We start from the raw sequence: 20,846 nt of genomic DNA, 5'->3' as shown, positions 1-20,846 counted from the left end.
CGTCCTGTGCCTATTCCACCAGCGCTAGCGGCGTGCCAGGCGACGCGACAACCACAGGATCTGCAGCGGCTGGATCACCAGCGCGATCATCAGCACCGCGACCAGCAGCGGCATGCCTTCCAGTGCGCCGCTGGGCGTGCTGACCAGCAGCCCGGCACCCACATAGCTGCCGGCGGCAGAACTCAGATGCTGCACGGCACTCTGGGTGCTGGTGAAGGCCGCCCGCTCGTGGTCGGCGGGAATGAAGCTGTTGAGCGTATTCTGGGTCACACGCCGCGCCGACGAGAACAGCATGTAGGCGCCGAAGCCGATCCAGATCAGCGACGGCCCCGGCGAATGCAGCAGGAAGGCCCAGCCGACCAGCGCCGTCACCAGGCAGGTGATGGTGCCCGGCCAGACACAGCCATAGCGATCACACAGCCGTCCCGTCAGCTGCATGCCGACCAGCGACAGCCCGCCGCCAATCATGTAGAGCCCGCCGAGATCCTCGCGCGGCAGGCCCAGATTGAACAGCAGATAGCTTGCCAGGTTGGGAATCACCAGGAAGTTGCTGAACATCGCCGTGGCGATCAGCGCCAACCCCAGGCGGTGATCGGGCTGGGCCAGGATGTTCAGGATCGTGGTGCCCTTGCGGCTACGCAGGCGGGTCTCGGGGTTATCGAGATGGCCGCGGATAGGCGGCAGTATCCAGGCCAGCAGCCCGCACACCAGCAGCGCCAACAGCGCCACGGCGCGAAAGGGAGCCTGCCAGCCAAAGCCCTGCGACAGCCACAGCGCAAACGGCAACCCCAGCACCGAGGCCACCGAAAAGGCGCCCATCACCAGGCCCATGGCACGCCCCCGGCGGACTCCCGGCACCACGTCGATCACGATGGCCAGCGCCGTCGCCGCCGCCGGCCCACCGAACAGTCCGCCCAGCATGCGCGCCGCCAGCAGAGTCTCGAAGTCAGTGGCGAAGCTGGCGATCAGGTGGCAGAGCGCCGCGCCGAACAGGAAGCCCAGCACTGCCCAGCGGCGATCGAAGCGATCAGCGTGTCGCGTCCACAGCAGAGTGCCGACCGCGGCGGCCAGCGGATAACTGCCGACGATATAGCCGAGGTGATCCAGCGGAATGCCCAGCGAGGTGGCAAAGTCAGGGCCCAGCGCCATCACCATGGTGAAGCCCATGATGACGGCGAACTGCAGCAGAGTGACCAATGCCACCACCAGGCGCTCGTGGGTAGTCACCGGCGGGATGACCCGATCACTCGCGGCCGGCTGACGATTTTCGGAGTGACTGCTCGACGTACTCAAGCGCGTGCGACGCGTTCAAGGAACGCCACCACCGCCTGCTGGAACTCGCTGGCACGCTCGGCGTGCAACCAATGGCCGGCCTCCAGGGAGTCATCTTCCAGCGCAGGGAAGTGTTCACGCATCGTCGCCAGTCCCTCGGCCTGCACGTAGTTGGAGCGCGAGCCCCACAGCAGCAATGCCGGCAGCTCGACCGGCCCCTGGCCGTGCGGCGCCTCGACGATCTGTGGGTAGCCCGCCGCGATATGGTCCAGCCCGACGCGCCAGCCCATGGCGCCGTCGTCGAGACGCACCAGGTTGGTGGCGAGGAACTGGCGGATGGCCGGGGTATCGACATGCTGCGCCATCACCGTGTCAGCCTCCTTGCGTGAGGCCGGACGTGCGTCACGCACCGCCTCGAAGGCAGCAAAGATATCGTCATGCCCGTGGCCATAGGCGACCGGCGCGATATCGGCGACCAGCAGACTGCGCAGACGCTCGGGCGCCTCGAGCGCGACCTGCATGGCGACCTTGCCCCCCATGGAGTGGCCCAGCAGGTCACAGCGCTCGATGGCGAGGCGGTCGAGCAGCGCGATGACATCCGCGGCCTGCTCGGGATAGCTCATGCCGGCCGCGTGGGGGCTGCGGCCGTGGTTGCGCAGATCCACCGCGATCACGCGGCGCGTCAACGACCAGGACTTGATATGCGAACGCCAGTTGTCGGCACTGCCGAACAGGCCGTGAAGAATGACCAGTGGCGTCGCATCCTGCTGGCTCGTTGTCTGTTCCTCGGCGCCCTCACGAGCATCACTCTCGTGGTAATAAAGCTCGACCGTTGTGCTCATCATCATCTCCATGGACGCTAGACAGACCGTTACGCTCCCCGCAGCTCAGGCGCACTAGCTCAGGCTCGGCGGCGTGGCTCGGCGGCAGCCGGCTCGCGGGGAGCGCCTATGTTAGCAAACTATCAAGCGCGTGGCGGCTCCGTCCTCGACGGCTCAGCGCGGGCTGGCTTCCAGATAGACCTTGACCGCCTGCCACAGCGGGCTGCGGTAACGCTCCGGATGCCACAGCATCGAGAAGCGCCGCTTCAGGTTGAGCTGGGGCGTGGCCAGCACCACCAGCTCACCACGCGCGATCTCGGCCGCCACCGACAGGCTCGACAGACATCCCAGCCCCAGCCCGGCGAACACGGCCTGCTTGATGGCCTCGTGCTGGCCCAGCTCCATGCGTACCTTGAGGCGCTCGATCCGCCCGTGCAGTGCACGCTCGAAGACCGCCCGCGTGCCCGAGCCACCTTCGCGCAGAATCCAGTCGGCCGCGGCGAGGTCCTCATCGCTGAGCGCCATGCCGCGCACGGCCAGCGGATGGCTCGGCGGCGCCACCACTACCAGCTCATCCTCGCGCCAGGTCTGGCTCATCAGGCGCGGCGCATGGCAGTCGCCCTCGATCAAGCCGAGCTCGGCGTCATAGTTGAGCACCGCCTCCACCACCTGATGGGTATTGCGCAGGCGCAGATTGAGCTCGGTACCCGGATGTTCGCGCATGAAGGCCCCCGCCAGCCCCGGCAGCAACCAGGTGCCGATGGTGGCGCTGGCGGCGATTTCCAGCTCGCCACGCAGGTTGCCATCCACCACGCCGGGCTCACGCGCCTCCAGCTCCAGCGCATGGGTCTGCTCCAGCAATTGCTCGGCGCGCGCCAACAGGCGGCGGCCATTGGCGTTCAGGGCCAGGCGGCGACCGAGACGCTCGAACAGCTGCACCTCGAGATGACGCTCAAGCTCGGATAGCCCCTGACTCGCCGCCGATTGCGACAGGCCGATCTCGCGCGCCGCGGCACTGACGGAGCCATGACGGGTCACCGCCACGAACACTTGCAACTGGCGCAGCGTGATGTGGATCTGCATATCGGTTTTTCCGGTATGTAATAAAAGAATAATCGACTAACTGCCAAATAATATTCCCGAATAGACTAATCATCAAACCAGAGGCACTAAGCGAGCGATGCAAGCCCAAGCGCCCTTGCCGATGACAGCCGTGCACCACACGCCAGCGCACGCCCCATAACAAGACAGGCCATGTTCCGGCCGCTTTCCACAAGGAGAATGCTCATGGACGCACAGACCCTGACTCCCCCCGCCACTGCCGAGCGCTTGCGCCGCATGTTGCCGGGCCTCGCCCTGTGTGGCGGCCTGACCCTGGTGGGCCTGGCACTGCATTCCATTCCGGCACTGGCCTCCACCGGCATCAGCCCGCTGGTCTTCGCCCTGCTATGCGGTATCGTGGTCGGCAACCTGCCAATCACCAGCCGGCACGCTGCAGCGCTCTCCCCAGGGCTGCATATCGCGACCAAGAAGCTGCTGCGTCTCGGCATCATCCTGTTCGGCCTATCCATCACCCTGCAGCAGATTCTCGGCCTGGGCTGGAGCGTCGTCTTCCTCGATGTGCTGGTGATCACCGCAGTGCTGAGCAGCGGCTACTTCATCGGCACGCGCTGGCTGGGGCTGGACCGCGATACCGCACTGCTGACCAGTGCCGGGTCCGCCATCTGTGGCGCCGCGGCGGTACTGGCGACCGAATCGATGATCAAGGCACGCCCGGCGGCCACCGCCATGGCCGTTGCCACGGTGGTGCTGTTCGGCTCGCTGGCGATGCTGGTCTACCCGCTGCTCTATCCGCTGAGCGGCATGCATGAGGGCCTGTTCGGCATCTATATCGGTTCCACCATCCACGAGGTCGCTCAGGTCGTGGCCGCCGGTGAAGCGGTCGGCCCGGACGCCCTGGCCAATGCGCTGATCGTCAAGTTGATGCGCGTGATGATGCTGGTACCCTTCCTGCTGCTGCTGCCGAAGCTGTGGGCCATGCGTGCCCGCACCGAGGGCGATGACCGCGAAACCGGCGGCAGCATGACGATTCCGTGGTTCGCGCTGGGCTTCATCGCCATGGCCGGCATCAACAGCACCGGCGCGATCCCGGCGGCAGTGCACTCAAGCCTCTCTACTCTCGGCAGCGTGGCGCTGACCATGGCCATGGCGGGCCTGGGCGTCGAGACTCGCATCGATCGTCTGCGCTCACTGGGCATGAAGCCTTTCCTGCTCGCGCTGATCCTGTTCACGCTGTTGATCGTCGGTGGCTTTGGCGCCAATCTGCTGCTGATGGGCTAGTCCTCAGCACGGCAGTGATTGATTGCCCCAATGACTTTGGTAGTACGGCTCAATTGGCAAACCCGGGCAGGCTCAAGCACAATGGCGGTCATTCATTACTCACCGGCAGTGCCGGCGCCATTTTCTCGGCCCACCCAGTACGGGCTGAACGAGAGTCACGAACCTCAGGAGAGTCTCATGCTTGCAGTCATTTTCGGTCGTCCGGGTTGCCCTTTCTGTGTCCGTGCCAAGGACCTCGCGGAAGAGCTCACCGCCAAGCGCGATGATTTCGACTTCCGCTACATCGACATCCATGCCGAAGGCATCAGCAAGGCCGACATGGAAAAGACCATCGGCAAGCCGGTCGAGACCGTGCCGCAGATCTTCGTCGATCAGACCCACATCGGTGGCTTTACCGAGTTCAACCAGTACGTGCAGGACGAAGCTCTGATGCCGCAGGCCTGATCGCTGCCATCAGCCGCTTCACTGCTGAAGCCCTCGCCATTGGCGGGGGCTTTTTTGTGTCTGCAACGCCGCCTTTCACCCCTGATCACGACTCTTACTTGCAGCACCACGGTGAGCACAAGGTCGCGCCTTGCACACCTTGCCGCTTGCGACAAAAGGAGGGGGCAGCGACAATCGCTGCCTTCTCCGCCCGTGTATGCACAAGGACACGCACATGAACATGTTGATGGAAGGCGCCGTGCTGCTGGGATGCGCGGTGGTTGCCGTGCCACTTTTCCAGCGTCTGGGCCTGGGCTCCATCCTGGGCTATCTGGCCATCGGGGTACTGCTGGGTCCGTCGTTGATCGGCTTCATCTCGGAGCCTGGCGAAGTGCTGCACTTCGCTGAATTCGGGGTCGTCATGCTGTTGTTCATGATCGGACTCGAACTGGAGCCCAAGCGCCTGTGGGACATGCGTCTCAAGCTTGCGGGCCTGGGCAGTGCCCAGATGCTGCTGTGCGGTGCCTTGCTCACTCCTGTCGGCCTGTGGCTGGGGCTGGAATTGCCCGCCGCCGTGTTGCTGGGCCTGATTCTAGCCCTGTCATCGACCGCCTTCGCGCTGCAGGTGTTGAGCGAGAATCAGCAGCTGGCGACGCCGCACGGCCAGTCGACCTTCGCCATCCTGCTTTTCCAGGACCTGGCGGTGATCCCGCTGCTGGCCCTGATGCCGCTGTTCGCCGACAACTTCGATGCCTCCACCGGCACCAACTGGATCGGCATCGCCAAGGGCGTCGGCATGATCGCGGCGGTCATCATCGTCGGCCGCTTTGTCGTGCCGCGCCTGCTCAAGATGGTCGCGCGCAGCGAGATCCACGAGATCTTCACCGCCGCGGCCTTGTTCGTGGTGATCAGCACGGCACTGCTGATGGAGTGGGTGGGCCTGTCCATGGCCCTGGGCGCCTTCCTGGCCGGGGTGCTGCTGGCTGATACCGTCTACCGTCACGAGCTGGAAGCCAACATCGAGCCCTTCAAGGGACTGCTGCTGGGGCTGTTCTTCATGGCCGTGGGCATGTCGGTCGACGTGTCACTGGTGATGGAGCGTCCGCTGACCGTCCTGGCGCTGACGCTGGCGCTGATGTTCGGCAAGGTCATCGTCATCACGCTGGTCGGACGCGTCGCACGCCTCAAGATGGCCGAGGCCCTGCCGCTGGCTGCGGTCCTGTCACAGGGCGGGGAGTTCGACTTCGTGCTGCTGACCGCCGGCATGGCCGCCGGCATCTTCGATCAGACCCTGACCAGCCTGGTGATCAGTGCGGTGACCCTGTCGATGGCTGCCACGCCCTTCCTCTATCGCTATGCACGCCACCTCGGCGCCACCAGCGAAGCCAAGCGTCCCTATGATGAGGACTTCGGTGAGGAGACGCCGCAGGTGGTGATCGCCGGCTTCGGCCGCTTCGGTCAGATCAGCGCGCGCATGCTCAAGAGCCAGGGCATCAACTTCACCGCGCTTGACCCCAATATCACCCAGGTCGAGTTCGTGCGTCAGTTCGGGTCGCGTATCTTCTACGCCGATGCCAGCCGCGCCGAATTGCTGCGGGCGGCGGGTGCCGAGCAGGCCAGGATCATGCTGGTGGCGGTCGATGATGCCGAGACCTCGACAGGCATCGTGCGCATGGTGCGCCATCAATTCCCGCACCTGAAGCTGTTCGTGCGTGCCCGTAACCGCCACCACGCCTGGGAGCTGATGGAGCTGGGCGTGGAGCACGTGATTCGTGATACCTATGCCAGCAGCCTGGAGATGGGCGGAGAATTGCTGGTGGCGATGGGCTATCCCAGTGCTCGCGCGGCGGAAGTGGCACGTGCATTCCGGGAAATGGATGACAACATGCTCAAACAGAACTACGAGCACCGTCACGACCAGAAAGCACTCGTCAACAGCGAGCAAGCCGCCATGGTCGAGCTCAAGCGTCTGTTCCAGAACAATCAGGACTGACGCCTGCACGACTCGCCAGAGCGCTCAGTCGCGCCGGCAAAGACACAAGGGCCGCCCCGGCAGGGGCGGCCCTTGTCGTTGATGCACTCGGCAACACCTTGCGTGAAAACCCGCTTCCCGAGAAACAGACGAGCGGCCCGAGGCCTGCTCAGCCCTGCGTCAGGCGGCGGGACGTCACGCGCGCCTGCCATTGCGGGCCGAATAGATAGGCGCACAGCCCGATCACGATCAGCAAGGCCCCGGCGAGCACGCGGCTGGAGATCAGCTCATCATTGAGCGCCGCGCCCAGGCTCATGGCGAAGATGGGAGTGATCAAGGTCGCCAGCGCCACCGTACTGGCCGACAGACGCGACAGCACGGAGTAGTAGCACAGGTAGCCGATCAGCGAGCCGAAGATGCCAAGATAGAGGATGGCAGCCATCGGTCGCCCCTCCGGCAGGGCCTGTGGCACGCCATCGACGATCAGCGCACACACCAGATAGAGCGGCAGCGAGACCAGCAGCGCACCCTCCGTCTGCACCAGCGGATGCAGCCCTGCCCGCTCGCGCTGCACCAATACCCCCGAGGCGGCAAAGCAGTTGACGGCCAGCAGCATGGTCAGGACTCCCTTCCAACTGCCCGGCGGCAACGCCAGGGAATCCGAGACCGCGACGGCCAGTCCACTCAGCGCCAACGCAAACCCCATCCACTGCAACTTGTCAAGTGGGGCACTTTTCAACCACCAGCGTGCATAAAGTCCTGATAGCAAAGGTGCCAGTCCAAACAGTAACGACATGATACCACTCGGTAACCAGGCCGCTGAGAGGTAGGCGAAGTACATGCCCCCCCAAATACCCAGAGCGGCTGCCGAGTAGCTGCGCAGTGCCGCTCGCGAAAGGTCCATTTTCAGCCCCATCATGCGTAACAACGGGTAACCCATGCATGCGGCAATTAACATTCTACCCATCGCCGACCAGGCCGGCAGCCAGCCCGAAGCGCTCCATGAGATGGCCAGCGGTGTCGTCGACCACACCATGAGAACCACGCAATACGCCACCAGCACTGGCATTTTTACTCTCCGATCAAGAAACGCGAAAAAACGGATAATGGCGTTGAATCCCCCTTTGCACGACTACCTATAATCGCTCCAGCACTGAGGTCATAGGGGCCGTTCAAGGAGGCATCATGCAACGCAAGGAATTCCAACAGCAGCTATGGCTGGACTTTGTCCACCGCCATCCCGACATCGGGGCGCTGGATATCTGGCCAGACAGCATCAACCCCGAATATCTGATGTTCCTGACGCTGAATCAGGGGCCTTTCAGAAGCGAGAAACTACTCCCCAGCCTGTATCACCAGGGCTATCGCCGCGTGAAACAGTACGCCATGGCCGACCGCGGCCTGCTGGTCGATCTGCTGCTTCCCCCGGACGGTGGCGCTGCCGTCATGCTGGCGGAACTGCAGGCCAACAGCCTGCCGCCGATGCACCGCGACCTGCTCAAGCGCCTGATCAGTCAGAGTCATCGTGATGACTGCAAGGGACAGAATCTGCTCGCGCCCTGCCGTCCGTGGGACATGCCGGATTGGCCGACCTTCGAGCGCCTGCTCGAGGCCAACCCGCTGGCTGCCTGGCTCTCCGTGATGGGGCCGCGCCTGCACCATGTCGGCTTCAATGCCGAAGAGCTTGGCGAAACGCTGGAAGCGGTCTGCGAGGGCATGCTGGCCTACGGCATGGCACCGCAGACCGGGCGCCATCATGCGGTACTGCCCATCAATCCCAAGCTGCAGTATCACTACTACCCGGCCCACGCCCAGCGCATGGTGTTCGCGGACGGTGATGAGCATATGGTGGTGCTGGGCGGCATCGCCCTGCTGGCGACGGCACCGGTGACGACTCAGCAAGAAGGAAAACAGCGTCCTGCAGAACAACTGCTGCCGGAACATACGCTGTGCCAGCTCAGCGCGTGATGGCCTCCTGACAGCACTGTGCAATGAGATGAGTCGCATTCAGCCCCCTGCGCATGCGCAGGGGGCTCTTGTCTTCAGAGGATGGCAGGACCTTTCAAGCCATCCCCCGTCTTGACATCATCCTTCACGCTCCCCTTCCTGCCATCACTCTTCATGGCATCATCTCGTGATGTCATCGCCGCACGATTCGCCGCTTTCCCCCATCGCTCTCCCCCGCCACGCCTGCACCTTGTGCCTGAGCCTCTAAACCTAACGTCGCAGACAGGTTATCAACAGAAGCTGTGGAAAAAGCTGTGAAGAATCTCTGTACATCCAGGTATCGCCATCGAGATCAGGCGAGCGCAGACAGATTGATCAAAAAATGATCAGTGGACCGCAAACAGTGCCAATTCCCCTCCCGACCACGTATCTGGCCGTGCATCTGACAGTGCATCAGACGGCCGCTGTCGCAGCGGCTGTGGCCGTAGTGAGCACACCCAGCAACCCCACTTCAGCCCAGAGACGACAGCGCCAATGTCACTGGCGTGTTCGTGATCTGCCCGCCCAGCCAGTATGCCCCCAGATAGCCCACGCTGTAGGCCAGCAACAACGCCGGGAAGAAGCGCAGATAACTCATGAAGCTCACCTCGCGCACCTTGGAAAGCGCGATCACCCCGGCGGCGGAGCCAATCACCAGCAATGAGCCACCCACGCCTGCGGCATAGGTCAGCGCCAGCCATTCGGCATCGTTCATGCTGACATCCGCCTTGAGCACTGCGGCAGTCAGCGGCACGTTATCCACCAGCGCAGAGAGCAGCCCGACCAGATAATTGGCCTGCATCGCCGGCATCAGGGCATAGAGCTGTGCCAGGCCTTCCAGCAGACGCGCTTCCTTGAGCGCCCCGACCATCAGCAGGATGCCGAGGAAGAATAGCAATGTATCGAATTCGATAATACGAATGTAATCAAGTATGCGGCGCTCTTCGCTGTCGCTGCGCCGTTCGGCGACATGCCCGAGCAGGAACATCAACGACATCCCGAACAGGAAGGTCAGCAGCGGCGGCACACCAAACAGCACGTTGAGTCCGAGGGTCGACAGGATGGTGGCCAGAAACAGCCAGGCGATGAGACGATCAAGACGCCGGGTCTCGCGCGGCTCGCGCACCAGATTCACCTCACCTCCCAGCCCGGGCAGCAGCAGCGTCGCCAGCAGCATCACGCTGAGGAAGGACGGTAGCGCCAGCAGCATCAACTCACTGATGCGCACCTTGCCCGCCAGGAAGATCATCAGCGTGGTCACATCCCCGGTGATCAGCGCCACGCCGCCGGAATTGACGGCAAATACCGCCAGCACCGCAAAGCGCAGCGTCTTCTTCGGCGCCAGGCCCAGCGACAGCACCAGGGTCAGCGATACCAGCGTCGCGGTAATGTTGTCGGCCAGCGATGAGAAGGCGAAGGCAAACAGCCCCGTCAGGTACAGCAGGCCGCGCTCCCCGATACGCTTCGGCAGCAGGCGGTAGATCAGATTGGCGATCAGCCCCTTGGCATTGAGGAAGGCCACGAAGGTCATCGCCGCCATCAGAAACAGCCACAAGGTAGCGATCTCGAGCAGGTTCTCGTTCAAGGCCTCGGTGACATCATCCACCGCCAGGGCCGCGGGGCCGAAGATGAACAGCAGCAACCAGCTGAAGGTGCCCAGCAACAAGGTCGTCTTGGCCTTGTTGAGATGGATCACATCCTCGATGGCAATCAACACGAAGGCGGCCAGCGCCAGCCCGATCAACAGTCCCTGCAACCACATGCCACTCTCACTCCCTGAGATATCGCCGCGCAGCGGCGGCGATGATTGACGGTGCCAGGCGTGACTTGAGCGTGAGTCCTGCCACGACCTTTCCCTTGCACCGACCCGTCACATGACCGGCGATGCATCTCATCACAGCTGCGTGCGCCCCGCCATTCGACCTGAGGGGCGTTCGCTTCGTGCAACGCAGGGTTGCCATCCCTCACGCAAGCGGGGTGGGCTTCCACTCCTGGGTGAATTACGATGGCGCCACCTGATGAAGGAGTCATGCATGTCGAGTATCAGAGGTGTCATCAGCCTTGTCTTTCTGATCATCAATACCCTGTGCTGGGCGCTGCCGCTATACCTGCTGGCAGCACTCAAGCTGATCACGCCATCGCGTCGCCTGCAGTTGTACATGCTGGAGGGGCTCAACCGTCTCGCCATGGGCTGGATCGGCACCAACAACCTGTGGATTCGCCATGTGCTGCGTCCGCGCTGGGACATCCACGTGCCGCCATCGCTGCGCGATGGATCTGCCCGGCGTCGCTGGTGGCTGGTGATCGCCAATCACCGCAGCTGGACTGACATCTTCGTTCTCCAGTACGCCCTGCATCGCCGCACGCCGATGCCCAAGTTCTTCCTCAAGCAGGAGCTCATCTGGGTGCCGGTGATCGGCCTTGCCTGGTGGGCATTGGAGTTCCCGTTCATGCGCCGTTACAGCCAGCAGAAACTGGCCAGCAATCCGCGACTCGCCGAACGTGATCGCGAAGCGACGCGACGAATGTGTGAGCGCTCGCGACAGGCACCGATGGCGATCTTCAACTTCGTGGAAGGCACTCGCTTCACGCCCGCCAAGCACCGCCAGCAGCAGAGCCCTTTCCAACACCTGCTCAAGCCGCGTGCCGGCGGCAGTGCCCAGGTGATCAACACGCTTGGCGATCGACTTTCCGGTATTCTGGACGCCACCCTCGATTACCGGCATGCCGATGCCAGTTTCTGGCAGTTCCTGTGCGGTCACGGGGGCGACATCACGCTCGTCATCACTCAGCGGCCGCTGGAGCCCTGGATGCTCGACGGCAACTATCATGCGGACGCCGCCTATCGCGAGCGCTTCCAGCAATGGCTCAATCAGGTCTGGAAGGACAAGGATGCCCGACTGTCACGTGCAGGGAATGACATTGATGAACACTGAATACGGCCTGAATGCCGCGGGCTTCACGGCACGAGCGCAGGCCGGACCTGACGTGAACCGTCCACTTCTGCAGCGGGTCGGCCTCGTGCTGCGCTGGCTGGCGCTGCTCTGCCTCGGCCTGTGGCTGAGCGGCTGCGCGACGGGCAGCTATTCCGGCTCACCGGCCGGACAGTGGGTCACCATCCAGAAGGGCGATACCCTGGGGCAGATCGCGCGCGATGCCGACATTCCCCTGCTGCGTCTCACGCGCTTCAATCCGGGCGTCAAGATTCGTGACCTCAAGGTCGGTCAGCGCATCCTGGTGCCCACTGCGCGTGAGCGAGCCCCCTCAGGCGGCCCGTATCGCTATCAGCTGCGCCCCGGCGATACCTACTCCAAGGTTGGCCGCTATTTCGGTGCCAGCCCGCAGCGCATTCAGGCCGCCAATCCCGGCAAGGACCCCAATGATCTGGATGTCGGCATGCTGATCTCGGTGCCGCTCAACGGTGGCCCGAGCCGCAGCGCCCCGGCCGCTCGCGCCAGCGGTGGCAGCCTGGTCGCACGCCCGGACCCCGGCCCGCTGCAGAAGCCGAGCCAATCATGGCGCTGGCCTGCCGCCGGCAGCGTGACGCGTGAATTCGGCACCAACGGCAATGGCCAGCTGGCGCCCATGCAGATTCGTACCGCCGCCAGCGGCATCGCCAGCGCTCCGGCGCGGGGCGAAGTGCGCTTCGCCGACTCCATGCGCCAACTGGGCAACGTGGTCATCCTGCACCACTCCGGCAACCTGCAGAGCGTGCTGGCCCAGTGCGGCGAGATCCTGGTCAAGGTGGGTCAGCAGGTCACTCCGGGCACGCCGCTTTGTCGCGTCGCACGCGGCAACGACGGTCAACATGAATTGCTGTTCGACGTGCGCCACGGGGGCAAGCCGATCGACCCGCGCGAGATTCTCGAGAAACGCTGAAGCAGCGTTGCTTCACGGCGCCAGCCCGACATGGCACCTCCGCCAATATCCGCCAGATGACGACAGCGCCGGTGCCACGCCGGTGACTGTCGTCCTTGCTTGACGATTCATGAGACAACCCTCATACCTTTGAACTGTGAGGGGCTGAAGGTGTGTCATCGCTTCGTCACCTGCTTGTTATGCCGCCGTCACTCCCTCTCTCGATAATGACCACAATAGTCATCTAGGGAGACGTCATGGAGCGCATTGCCTTCGTCAGTGAAACCTGGCACCCGGAGATCAATGGCGTGGCTCATACCTTGAGTCATCTGTGCGATCAACTCATCGCACGCGGCTGTGAGCTCCAACTCATTCGTCCCGCCACCCGAGATGGCAGCCTGGAACCGCGCGTCCAGCAGGAGCTTCAGGTACGCGGCTTCCGCCTGCCCGGATATGACACCGTGCAGGTCGGCGTGCCGGCGCCGCAGCGTCTGATGCGCATGTGGCGCGAGCATCGCCCTTCCGTGGTCTATATCGCCACCGAAGGCCCGCTGGGCATCAGCGCACTGATGGTCGCCCGCCGTCTGGACCTGCCGGTGGTCGCGGGCTTTCATACCAATTTCGATCAATACAGCACCCATTACCGGCTCAAGGCGCTTCGCCCGCTGGTGCGGCGCGGCCTGCGCCGCTTCCACAATGCCGCCAACATGACGCTGGTACCGACGCGCACCCAGGCAGACAGCCTGATGCAGCAAGGTTTCGAGCATGTTCAGGTGGTGGGACGCGGCCTGGACTGCCAGCGCTTCTCGCCCAGTCATCGCAGCGACGCATTGCGCAAGTCATGGGGCGTCAGCTCACAGCAACCCGTCGCACTGCATGTAGGACGCCTGGCCGCCGAGAAGAACATCGAGCTGCTGATCCGCACCTATGAGGCCATGCTGGCCGTGCAGCCAGACCTTGCCCTGGTGCTGGTGGGAGACGGCCCACTGCGCGAGCGCCTGGAACAGCGTCTGCCCGAGGCGATCTTCGCCGGCTTCCAGACCGGTGAAGCGCTGGCCACCCATTACGCCAGTGCCGACCTGTTCGTCTTCCCGTCACTGTCGGAGACCTTCGGCAACGTGGTGCTGGAAGCCATGGCCAGCGGACTGGCCGTGATCGCCTTCGATTACGCGGCGGCCGCCGAGGTGATCCGCGATGATCACCAGGGCCTGCTGGCGCCCTGCAGTCAGCCGGAGCGCTTCATTGAACAGGCGGTGGAGGCCTGCCAGCGGCCGGCCCGCATCGCCAGACTGGGACGCGCCGCCCGCGTGCGCGTCGAACCATTGGGCTGGAGCCGCATCGCCGAGGGCTTTCTGACCTGCCTGCGTCACGCCGAGGAGAAGCCCGATGCACGATCGCAGCCTTCCCGTCTTTGAGCGACTGGATCTTCTGGAGTGGCGCCTGTGTCGCCAGGTCGCGCGCCTGGCGCTGTTCCGACCGATACTCACCTTGTTTCGTATCGTCTCGCGCCTGGGCGACTGGCCGATATGGGTGCTGCTGACACTGAGCCTGCCGCTGCATCACGCCATGGGCGGCTGGCTATTTCTGGAATTTGGCCTCGCGGCCGGCGCCGGGGCACTGCTCTACCGGGCGCTCAAGACGCGACTGTGTCGGGAACGTCCGTTCATCACCTTCAACACCATCAACTGCACCATGCCGCCGCTGGACCGTTACAGCTTTCCCAGCGGTCACACCCTGCATGCTGCCCTGTTCGCCAGCCTGACCACTCAACAGCTGCCGGAGCTTGCCATCCTCGTCACGCCACTGGCGCTGCTGATCGCACTTTCCCGGGTGATCCTCGGCCTGCATTACGTCAGTGATGTACTGGCCGGGGCGCTGCTGGGGCTGGGCCTTGCCGAGGTGGCCATTCTGACCTTCGAGGCGCTGCTCACGACCTGACGCCTGTGAGGCATGCGTCAGCCCGGGGTCGGCGCGAATCGAGAGCCACTTGCCCAACCTGACGCGGCTCTGGCACTCTCGCCGCATGACGACTCCTTCTGCTGGCGACGACCTCTTCGCCGCCCTCACCCCCTCTGATTCGACGTCCGCCACTGATAGGACTGCGCACCAGACGGCGGCGGATGGTCCGGTCCTGGCAGCTCGCCCGCGCGAGCTGCCCGATGACTGGCTCGATCTTGCGCACGGCTGGTACCGCCACCCCCTGCATCCGCTGTATCTCAAGCCGCGCGCCCTGACGCCACTGCAGGCCGATCAGGCCCTCGTCACCCTGGAGGGCGATCTCGACTGGCAGCGCCCCAGCCTGAGCGTGCATGGCAAGACACACCCGATCCCACGCCGTCAGGTGTGGATGGGCGATGTCGGCGCCCGCTATCGCTACTCCGGCAGTCTGTTCGAACCCAACCCCTGGCACATGACCGCCTGGCGGCTGGGCGAGCTGTCGCGTCATGCCATCAATCACGAGCTCAGCCCGCAACGTGATGCCCTGGGGCGCAGCGAACCCGAGATCACTGAGCACTTCAACAGCCTGCTGGCCAATCGCTACGCCGATGGCGCCGACCGCATGGGCTGGCACAGCGACAATGAGCCGGAGCTGGGCACTCGCCCGATCGTGCTCGCCATCTCGCTGGGACGAGAACGGCCCCTGCGCTTCAAGGGCCATCCGCGCAGCTCCTATGCCGATACGCCGGCATTCAATCTGTGGCTGCCGCACGGCTCACTGCTGGTGATGGGCCGTGGCTGTCAGGACCGCCTCCATCATGCGCTGCCGCCGCGCAAGCTGGAGGGACTGCGCATCAGCCTGACCTATCGCCAGCTGCTGACGCCCTCGCGCTGAGGTCATCTTTCTTGTTGCTCTCTGCTCTCTCTTCCCGCTCTCCTCTTGCTCTCCTCTTGCCCTCTTCCTGCTCTAACCCCTTCTTTGTTGTCCCTTTTTGTTGTCCCTTCCAGCGTCACTGCGCCCCGGAGTCAGTCCGCCGACGGATAACGCGCGCGCAGGGTCTCCAGCATCGCCTGTACCGCCACCGACAGCTCATGGCGGCCGCGACGGATCACCCCGACCCGCTGCTGAATCTCGGGGCCTGTCAGCGGCAGGCACTGACAGCCCAGCGCACTCATCTGCGCCGCGCTCATCGCCGGCACCGCGCTGACGCCCAGGCCTTCCGCCACCATGCGCCCGCAGGTGACCAGCTGGTGGGTCTCGAAGGCGACATGCAGCGCCATGCCTGCATCCTCGAGGCGTTTCTCGAGCATGCGGCGCACCCCCGAGGGCCGCTGCAGCGTGATGAAGTCTTCCTTGAGCAGCAGTGACCACTCGATGGAGGTCGGCGCCTCTGCCAGCAAGGCGTGGCCGGGGGGAATGATCGCCACATAGCGGTCCTCGAACAGCAGCTCGAACACCAGATCCTGGCGCACGCCAGGGTCGAAGCAGATCCCCAGCTCGACGCGGCCATCGGTGACCCGCTCGACCACCTCTTCGGCGATGACGTCATTTACTTCGATGGTGATCTCCGGATATTGGCGGCGAAAATCGGCCAGTACCCCGGGCAGCAGATTGCCGGCGAAGGTCGGCATCGCGGCCAGGGCCACGCGGCCGCGCCCGAGACTGAAGCGCTGGCGCATCTCATCCTCGGCATGCTCCCAGTCCGACAACAGGCGCCTGGCCAGCGGGAAGAAGGCGCGCCCTTCCGGCGTCAGGCTGACCTGTCGGGTCGAGCGCTGAAACAGGCGCCCGCCCAGCGACTCCTCCAGATTCTTGACCGCCAACGACAGGGCCGGCTGCGAGAGATGTACCAGCGTGCCCGCCTCGGCGAAGGACAACGTGCGCGCCACGGCCACGAAGGCCTTCAGCTGTTTCAGAGTCATGTCGTGTCCTGCCCCGGGATTGTTTCAAGAGATGTCACAAGAAGAGATGCGCGCAGTTCGTCGTCTGGCGCTCGCAGAGCAGGCGCGCAGAGCATCTAGGCCATTGGTCATAGATGACAGCCACGAAGCTCTCACATGACTGACCGCTCAGCTCAGGCCATTCCGCACCGCTACCGCGTCAGCCGTGCCAGCATGGGGTTTGGCAGGCTTTTTCCTTGCGAGCAGGTTCGATAAACAGCAGATCAATTCTTATCAAAAACTGATCAATGGATAGAAAAAACAAACTTATTAAATATATACAGACTCAGGATTGTCGGCAATGATGAAGACATCCCGACAACAACAGCTTGGATACTCAAGGAGATTCGCATGGCAGGATTCAACAAGGTGGTGACCAGCTACGCGGAGGCCATGGCAGGCCTCGAAGATGGCATGACGGTAATCGCCGGTGGCTTCGGCCTGTGTGGTATCCCGGAGAACCTGATTGCAGAGATCAAGCGCCTCGGCGCCAAGGACCTCACCGTGGTATCCAACAACTGCGGCATCGATGGCTTCGGGCTCGGCATCCTGCTGGAAGACCGTCAGATCAAGACCATGATCGCCTCCTACGTCGGCGAGAATGCGCTGTTCGAGAAGCAGCTGCTCGACGGCGATCTGGAAGTGATCCTCACTCCCCAGGGCACGCTGGCCGAGAAGATGCGTGCTGCCGGCGCCGGTATCCCCGCCTTCTTCACCGCCACCGGTTACGGCACACCGATCGGCGAAGGCAAGGAAGTACGCGAGTTCGATGGCCGCCCCTACATTCTGGAAGAGTCCATCAAGGGCGACTTCGCCATCGTCAAGGCCTGGAAGGCCGACCGCTACGGCAATGTCGTCTACCGCCATACCGCGCGCAATTTCAACCCGCTGGCCGCCACCGCCGGCAAGATCACCGTGGTCGAAGTCGAAGAGCTGGTCGAGCCGGGGGAACTGGACCCCGCCGACATCCACACGCCCGGCATCTATGTGGATCGCGTCATCAAGGGCAACTTCGAGAAGCGCATCGAGAAACGCACCGTCCGCTCGCGTTGAGCCCAGGGCTCCGCCGGCATGAATCGCCGCCATCAGGGCCACAGGCCCCACGGCGACCTTTCTCGACCGCCTTCACGACACGGCACAGTGCCTCATGGTTGATGGCACCCAAGACAAGGAAACAATCATGGCTTTGACACGCGAACAGATGGCCCAGCGAGTGGCACAGGAAATCCAGGACGGCTCCTACGTCAATCTGGGGATCGGCATCCCGACACTGGTGGCCAACTATATCCCCGACGGCATCGAGGTGATGCTGCAGTCTGAAAATGGCTTGCTCGGCATGGGCCGCTACCCCTATGAAGACGAAGTCGACGCCGACATGATCAATGCCGGCAAGGAAACCGTGACCGCCATCGATGGCGCCGCCATCTTCGATTCGGCCGAATCCTTCGCCATGATCCGTGGCGGCCACGTCGATCTCACGGTGCTCGGCGCCTTCGAGGTAGATGTGAACGGCAACATCGCCAGCTGGATGATTCCGGGCAAGCTGGTCAAGGGCATGGGCGGTGCCATGGACCTGGTCGCCGGTGCCGAGAACATCATCTGCACCATGACCCACGCCTCCAAGCACGGCGAATCCAAGCTGCTCAGCCAGTGCGAACTACCGCTGACCGGTGCCGGCTGCATCCGTCGCGTGCTGACGGACCTCGCCTTCCTCGAGATCAAGGATGGTGCCTTCCACCTGCTGGAGCGCGCGCCAGGCGTGAGCGTCGAGGAAATCGAGCGCCTGACCGCAGGCAAGCTGGTCGTCCCGGAACACGTGCCGGAAATGCAGCTGGACGCCTGAGGCGCCTTCTGCCCCCGGGCACTGGCCACCCTCGCGCCGCTTTTGACCTTCGAGCCACTTTTGACTCACGAAACAATTGCGCTCGAGGGTGGCAAAACACGGCCCCGGCATCCCACGGATTTTTGCCGACTCTTTTGAGGAAAATCTCTCATGATGTGATGGGCGCATCACATCCTCTCTCCGAGAGCCTTGATGGCGTCGACGCCATCCGCCGGCAGCGCTGCCATCGCTGCCGGCTTTTTTGTGTCCATCGCCCGCCATACGGGGCTTTGCGCCATTCAACCCCTTATACAAGCAAAGCCGCACTATGGTCTTTTTCCTACAGCTGTCATCGCTCACACCAAGATAACGGGATAAAAAACAAGCGGACTCCTTGCCCTCGGTGTGGCGAAATTCTCAGCACTATTGGCACGGCTTTGCGGGCGAATTCTGCGCACGATTATCAGGCAAAAGGATAAGTTTTTGATATTTCATTTGACCTTGCCGCCCGAGCAGCGCAGTATTGCTCTCGTTGGTTAGCAAGTCGAATATCGTCAGTCGTGATCGAAGCACTTCGGTACCTGGTGTATATCCTCCTTGTTTTACCCACGTTTATCGGGTAACTCCCGGCAATATCATCAGTAAGGAATTACGATCATGGCAACTGGCACAGTCAAGTGGTTCAACGACACCAAAGGTTTCGGCTTCATTTCTCCGGACGACAACGGTGACGACCTGTTCGCACACTTCTCCGAAATCCAGGCTGAAGGCTTCAAGTCTCTGCAAGACGGTCAGAAGGTTTCCTTCGACGTCACCCAGGGCAAGAAAGGCCTCCAGGCCGCTAACATCAAGCTGATCGACTAAGCTTTGATTTTAGCTGGAGGAGGCTAACCCCTCCTCCGACAGAAAAGCCCGCTTCGGCGGGCTTTTCTGCGTCTGGCGTTCGTGCACGCTGCATGAGTATCGCACTCGCTCGTATGCCAGACTGCCAGACATGAAAAAGGGACTGCCTGGGCAGTCCCTTTGTCGTTTCTCTTCCTTTTCGCATCTCTTCAAGGCGCTTCTACCAGCGACGGGTCGTCACGCCTCGGTGCGAGCCTGACTGTGGTTCACCTGGCCACGGCGCGCTCAACCCCGATAGTAGCGCTGCTCGACGAACGGCATCTTCGTCACCGTCATCGGCAGACGCTTGCCACGCACATCGGCAAACACTTCGGTCTCGAGCGCGCTGTGAGCGATGCTCACGTAGCCCATCGCCACCGGCTTGCCATAGGTCGGCCCGAAGCTGCCGGAGGTCACCACACCGATACGGTTGCCCTGAGCATCATGGAGCTCAGCCCCCTCGCGGATAGGCGCGCGCCCCTGGGCGACCAGCCCCACCCGCTTGCGGGTATGATCCTTGTTGGCGATCTGGGTCAGGATGACATCGGCTCCCGGGAAGCCGCCTTCACGCTCACCGCCCTGGCGGCGCACCTTGCCCAGCGCCCAGATCAGGCTGCCCTCCACCGGTGAGGTGGTGGTATCGAGATCGTGACCGTACAGGCACAGCCCCGCCTCGAGACGCAGTGAATCCCGCGCGCCAAGACCGATGAACTCCACCTCCTCCATCGCCAGCAACAGACGCGCGAAGCGCTCCGCGTCGGCATCGGGCACGGAGATCTCGAAACCATCCTCGCCAGTATACCCGCTGCGACTGACCCAACACTCGATGCCCTCGATGGTGACATGGGCATGATGCATGAAGGTCAGCTCGCAGGCCTCGGGCGACAGACGCTGCATCACCGCGTGAGCCAGCGGCCCCTGCAGCGCGAGCAGCGCCCGGTCATCCAGCACTTCAAGCTCGATCTCTATCGGCAGGCCGACCCGCAGATGCGCGATGTCCTGATCCTTACAGGCAGCGTTCACCACCACGTAGAGGTGATCACCGCCATTGACGATCATCAGGTCATCCAGGATACCGCCAGTGTCGGAGGTCAGCAGGCCATAGCGCTGCATGCCCACCGGCAGGTCGATGATATCCGTCGGCACCAAGGCCTCCAGCGCCGCCTGCACATTCTCGCCCCGCAGGATCAACTGCCCCATGTGCGAGACATCGAACAGCCCCGCCTTGGCACGCGTATGCTCGTGCTCCTTCTTGACGCCCAGCGGATACTGGACGGGCATGGAATAGCCTGCAAACTCGACCATCTTCGCTCCCTGCTCGACGTGCAGGTCATGAAGCGCGGTCTGCTTGAGACCGGTGACAGCGGCGGAATCGGACATCGTCATTCTCCAGGTTGGCTTGCGATGACTCTCAGAGATGGCACCCGAACGGCACACGATCTCTGGAGGCTTGTTGTCATGAACACTGCTATCAGGGCACTGCTTTCAAGAGCACTGCCGACTTGAACAGAACACCCTGCGCCAGCACCGCCCAGGCCAGAGGACCCGAGCGATGCAGAAGGCTGTCAGTGGCACGGCAGGGCCAGGCGAG

At 63.2% G+C, this 20,846-nt stretch carries 19 protein-coding genes; 12 read left to right on the top strand and 7 right to left on the bottom strand.

Annotated elements, in window-relative coordinates; genetic code table 11:
* Nucleotides 1–24: 24 nt before the first annotated feature.
* The 3 genes from F8A90_RS06205 to F8A90_RS06195 all read right to left on the bottom strand — a co-directional run bounded on the left by F8A90_RS06205 (nt 25) and on the right by F8A90_RS06195 (nt 3,176).
* On the bottom strand, nt 25–1,293 hold the full coding sequence (locus tag F8A90_RS06205) for an MFS transporter (RefSeq protein WP_200019405.1): 1,269 nt from the start codon (nt 1,291–1,293) through the stop codon (nt 25–27).
* Complete coding sequence (locus F8A90_RS06200; RefSeq protein WP_325096943.1) at nt 1,290–2,114, bottom strand: alpha/beta fold hydrolase; 825 nt, start codon at nt 2,112–2,114, stop codon at nt 1,290–1,292. Before F8A90_RS06200 ends, F8A90_RS06205 begins: the two co-directional genes overlap by 4 nt.
* A 153-nt stretch (nt 2,115–2,267) precedes the next feature.
* Nucleotides 2,268–3,176, bottom strand: coding sequence for a LysR substrate-binding domain-containing protein (locus F8A90_RS06195; protein WP_200019403.1), 909 nt, complete (start codon nt 3,174–3,176; stop codon nt 2,268–2,270).
* A 204-nt stretch (nt 3,177–3,380) separates the two neighbouring features.
* On the opposite strand from F8A90_RS06195, the gene F8A90_RS06190 reads away from it, so the two are divergent.
* The 3 genes from F8A90_RS06190 to F8A90_RS06180 all read left to right on the top strand — a co-directional run bounded on the left by F8A90_RS06190 (nt 3,381) and on the right by F8A90_RS06180 (nt 6,849).
* Complete coding sequence (locus F8A90_RS06190; protein WP_233593462.1) at nt 3,381–4,433, top strand: YeiH family protein; 1,053 nt, start codon at nt 3,381–3,383, stop codon at nt 4,431–4,433.
* Nucleotides 4,434–4,610: 177 nt separating this feature from the next.
* Nucleotides 4,611–4,877 carry a GrxA family glutaredoxin gene (locus F8A90_RS06185; protein WP_043335038.1) on the top strand — a complete coding sequence of 89 codons (267 nt, stop codon included), beginning with the start codon at nt 4,611–4,613 and terminating at the stop codon, nt 4,875–4,877.
* Nucleotides 4,878–5,091: 214 nt separating this feature from the next.
* Complete coding sequence (locus F8A90_RS06180; RefSeq protein ID WP_200019402.1) at nt 5,092–6,849, top strand: monovalent cation:proton antiporter-2 (CPA2) family protein; 1,758 nt, start codon at nt 5,092–5,094, stop codon at nt 6,847–6,849.
* Nucleotides 6,850–6,997: 148 nt separating this feature from the next.
* Here the strand turns inward: F8A90_RS06180 and F8A90_RS06175 are convergent, their stop codons facing one another.
* On the bottom strand, nt 6,998–7,897 hold the full coding sequence (locus F8A90_RS06175) for a DMT family transporter (protein ID WP_200019401.1): 900 nt from the start codon (nt 7,895–7,897) through the stop codon (nt 6,998–7,000).
* 116 nt (nt 7,898–8,013) lie between these two features.
* Here F8A90_RS06175 and F8A90_RS06170 point away from each other — a divergent pair, with 116 nt between their 5' ends.
* The gene (locus tag F8A90_RS06170; protein WP_043335032.1) at nt 8,014–8,796 is read left to right on the top strand and encodes a DUF1338 family protein; all 783 of its coding nucleotides are present in this window, start codon (nt 8,014–8,016) and stop codon (nt 8,794–8,796) included.
* 490 nt (nt 8,797–9,286) lie between these two features.
* Here the strand turns inward: F8A90_RS06170 and nhaD are convergent, their stop codons facing one another.
* Nucleotides 9,287–10,576 carry a sodium:proton antiporter NhaD gene (nhaD, locus tag F8A90_RS06165; RefSeq protein ID WP_166019536.1) on the bottom strand — a complete coding sequence of 430 codons (1,290 nt, stop codon included), beginning with the start codon at nt 10,574–10,576 and terminating at the stop codon, nt 9,287–9,289.
* A 271-nt stretch (nt 10,577–10,847) separates the two neighbouring features.
* Here nhaD and F8A90_RS06160 point away from each other — a divergent pair, with 271 nt between their 5' ends.
* The 5 genes from F8A90_RS06160 to F8A90_RS06140 all read left to right on the top strand — a co-directional run bounded on the left by F8A90_RS06160 (nt 10,848) and on the right by F8A90_RS06140 (nt 15,505).
* A complete protein-coding gene (locus tag F8A90_RS06160) occupies nt 10,848–11,750 on the top strand; it encodes an acyltransferase (protein ID WP_166019535.1) in 903 nt (300 codons plus the stop codon).
* Nucleotides 11,740–12,693 carry a LysM peptidoglycan-binding domain-containing protein gene (locus F8A90_RS06155; RefSeq protein ID WP_200019400.1) on the top strand — a complete coding sequence of 318 codons (954 nt, stop codon included), beginning with the start codon at nt 11,740–11,742 and terminating at the stop codon, nt 12,691–12,693. Before F8A90_RS06160 ends, F8A90_RS06155 begins: the two co-directional genes overlap by 11 nt.
* A 236-nt stretch (nt 12,694–12,929) precedes the next feature.
* Entirely contained in the window at nt 12,930–14,087 is a 1,158-nt protein-coding gene (locus tag F8A90_RS06150; protein WP_200019399.1) for a glycosyltransferase family 4 protein, read from the top strand.
* Nucleotides 14,059–14,610, top strand: coding sequence for a phosphatase PAP2 family protein (locus tag F8A90_RS06145; RefSeq protein WP_200019398.1), 552 nt, complete (start codon nt 14,059–14,061; stop codon nt 14,608–14,610). The genes F8A90_RS06150 and F8A90_RS06145 overlap by 29 nt, the downstream gene beginning before the upstream one ends.
* Before the next feature lie 85 nt (nt 14,611–14,695).
* Nucleotides 14,696–15,505 (top strand): alpha-ketoglutarate-dependent dioxygenase AlkB family protein, encoded by an 810-nt coding sequence (locus F8A90_RS06140; protein ID WP_166019531.1) that lies wholly within the window; start codon nt 14,696–14,698, stop codon nt 15,503–15,505.
* Nucleotides 15,506–15,636: 131 nt separating this feature from the next.
* Here the strand turns inward: F8A90_RS06140 and F8A90_RS06135 are convergent, their stop codons facing one another.
* On the bottom strand, nt 15,637–16,533 hold the full coding sequence (locus F8A90_RS06135; protein WP_166019530.1) for a LysR family transcriptional regulator: 897 nt from the start codon (nt 16,531–16,533) through the stop codon (nt 15,637–15,639).
* A gap of 369 nt (nt 16,534–16,902) precedes the next feature.
* On the opposite strand from F8A90_RS06135, the gene F8A90_RS06130 reads away from it, so the two are divergent.
* The 3 genes from F8A90_RS06130 (at nt 16,903) to F8A90_RS06120 (ending at nt 19,237) form a co-directional block, all read left to right on the top strand.
* Entirely contained in the window at nt 16,903–17,604 is a 702-nt protein-coding gene (locus F8A90_RS06130; protein WP_166019529.1) for a CoA transferase subunit A, read from the top strand.
* Nucleotides 17,605–17,731: 127 nt separating this feature from the next.
* Nucleotides 17,732–18,394 carry a 3-oxoacid CoA-transferase subunit B gene (locus F8A90_RS06125; protein WP_166019528.1) on the top strand — a complete coding sequence of 221 codons (663 nt, stop codon included), beginning with the start codon at nt 17,732–17,734 and terminating at the stop codon, nt 18,392–18,394.
* Between the two features lie 636 nt (nt 18,395–19,030).
* Complete coding sequence (locus F8A90_RS06120; protein WP_043334489.1) at nt 19,031–19,237, top strand: cold-shock protein; 207 nt, start codon at nt 19,031–19,033, stop codon at nt 19,235–19,237.
* A gap of 264 nt (nt 19,238–19,501) precedes the next feature.
* Here the strand turns inward: F8A90_RS06120 and gcvT are convergent, their stop codons facing one another.
* The gene (gene gcvT / locus F8A90_RS06115) at nt 19,502–20,635 is read right to left on the bottom strand and encodes a glycine cleavage system aminomethyltransferase GcvT (RefSeq protein ID WP_166019527.1); all 1,134 of its coding nucleotides are present in this window, start codon (nt 20,633–20,635) and stop codon (nt 19,502–19,504) included.
* Between the last annotated feature and the right edge of the window lie 211 nt (nt 20,636–20,846).

It is taken from the genome of Cobetia sp. cqz5-12, assembly GCF_016495405.1.
GTDB lineage: Bacteria > Pseudomonadota > Gammaproteobacteria > Pseudomonadales > Halomonadaceae > Cobetia.
This window is presented reverse-complemented; position numbering and strand designations above follow the sequence as displayed.

What these genes read in the sequence shown, in the direction of transcription:
- F8A90_RS06200 (WP_325096943.1), bottom strand. Translation starts at nt 2,114, where the DNA reads ATGAGCACAACGGTCGAGCTTTATTACCACGAGAGTGATGCTCGTGAG.
- F8A90_RS06195 (WP_200019403.1), bottom strand. Translation starts at nt 3,176, where the DNA reads ATGCAGATCCACATCACGCTGCGCCAGTTGCAAGTGTTCGTGGCGGTG.
- F8A90_RS06190 (WP_233593462.1), top strand. Translation starts at nt 3,381, where the DNA reads ATGGACGCACAGACCCTGACTCCCCCCGCCACTGCCGAGCGCTTGCGC.
- F8A90_RS06185 (WP_043335038.1), top strand. Translation starts at nt 4,611, where the DNA reads ATGCTTGCAGTCATTTTCGGTCGTCCGGGTTGCCCTTTCTGTGTCCGT.
- F8A90_RS06180 (WP_200019402.1), top strand. Translation starts at nt 5,092, where the DNA reads ATGAACATGTTGATGGAAGGCGCCGTGCTGCTGGGATGCGCGGTGGTT.
- F8A90_RS06175 (WP_200019401.1), bottom strand. Translation starts at nt 7,897, where the DNA reads ATGCCAGTGCTGGTGGCGTATTGCGTGGTTCTCATGGTGTGGTCGACG.
- F8A90_RS06170 (WP_043335032.1), top strand. Translation starts at nt 8,014, where the DNA reads ATGCAACGCAAGGAATTCCAACAGCAGCTATGGCTGGACTTTGTCCAC.
- nhaD (WP_166019536.1), bottom strand. Translation starts at nt 10,576, where the DNA reads ATGTGGTTGCAGGGACTGTTGATCGGGCTGGCGCTGGCCGCCTTCGTG.
- F8A90_RS06160 (WP_166019535.1), top strand. Translation starts at nt 10,848, where the DNA reads ATGTCGAGTATCAGAGGTGTCATCAGCCTTGTCTTTCTGATCATCAAT.
- F8A90_RS06155 (WP_200019400.1), top strand. Translation starts at nt 11,740, where the DNA reads ATGAACACTGAATACGGCCTGAATGCCGCGGGCTTCACGGCACGAGCG.
- F8A90_RS06150 (WP_200019399.1), top strand. Translation starts at nt 12,930, where the DNA reads ATGGAGCGCATTGCCTTCGTCAGTGAAACCTGGCACCCGGAGATCAAT.
- F8A90_RS06145 (WP_200019398.1), top strand. Translation starts at nt 14,059, where the DNA reads ATGCACGATCGCAGCCTTCCCGTCTTTGAGCGACTGGATCTTCTGGAG.
- F8A90_RS06140 (WP_166019531.1), top strand. Translation starts at nt 14,696, where the DNA reads ATGACGACTCCTTCTGCTGGCGACGACCTCTTCGCCGCCCTCACCCCC.
- F8A90_RS06135 (WP_166019530.1), bottom strand. Translation starts at nt 16,533, where the DNA reads ATGACTCTGAAACAGCTGAAGGCCTTCGTGGCCGTGGCGCGCACGTTG.
- F8A90_RS06130 (WP_166019529.1), top strand. Translation starts at nt 16,903, where the DNA reads ATGGCAGGATTCAACAAGGTGGTGACCAGCTACGCGGAGGCCATGGCA.
- F8A90_RS06125 (WP_166019528.1), top strand. Translation starts at nt 17,732, where the DNA reads ATGGCTTTGACACGCGAACAGATGGCCCAGCGAGTGGCACAGGAAATC.
- F8A90_RS06120 (WP_043334489.1), top strand. Translation starts at nt 19,031, where the DNA reads ATGGCAACTGGCACAGTCAAGTGGTTCAACGACACCAAAGGTTTCGGC.
- gcvT (WP_166019527.1), bottom strand. Translation starts at nt 20,635, where the DNA reads ATGTCCGATTCCGCCGCTGTCACCGGTCTCAAGCAGACCGCGCTTCAT.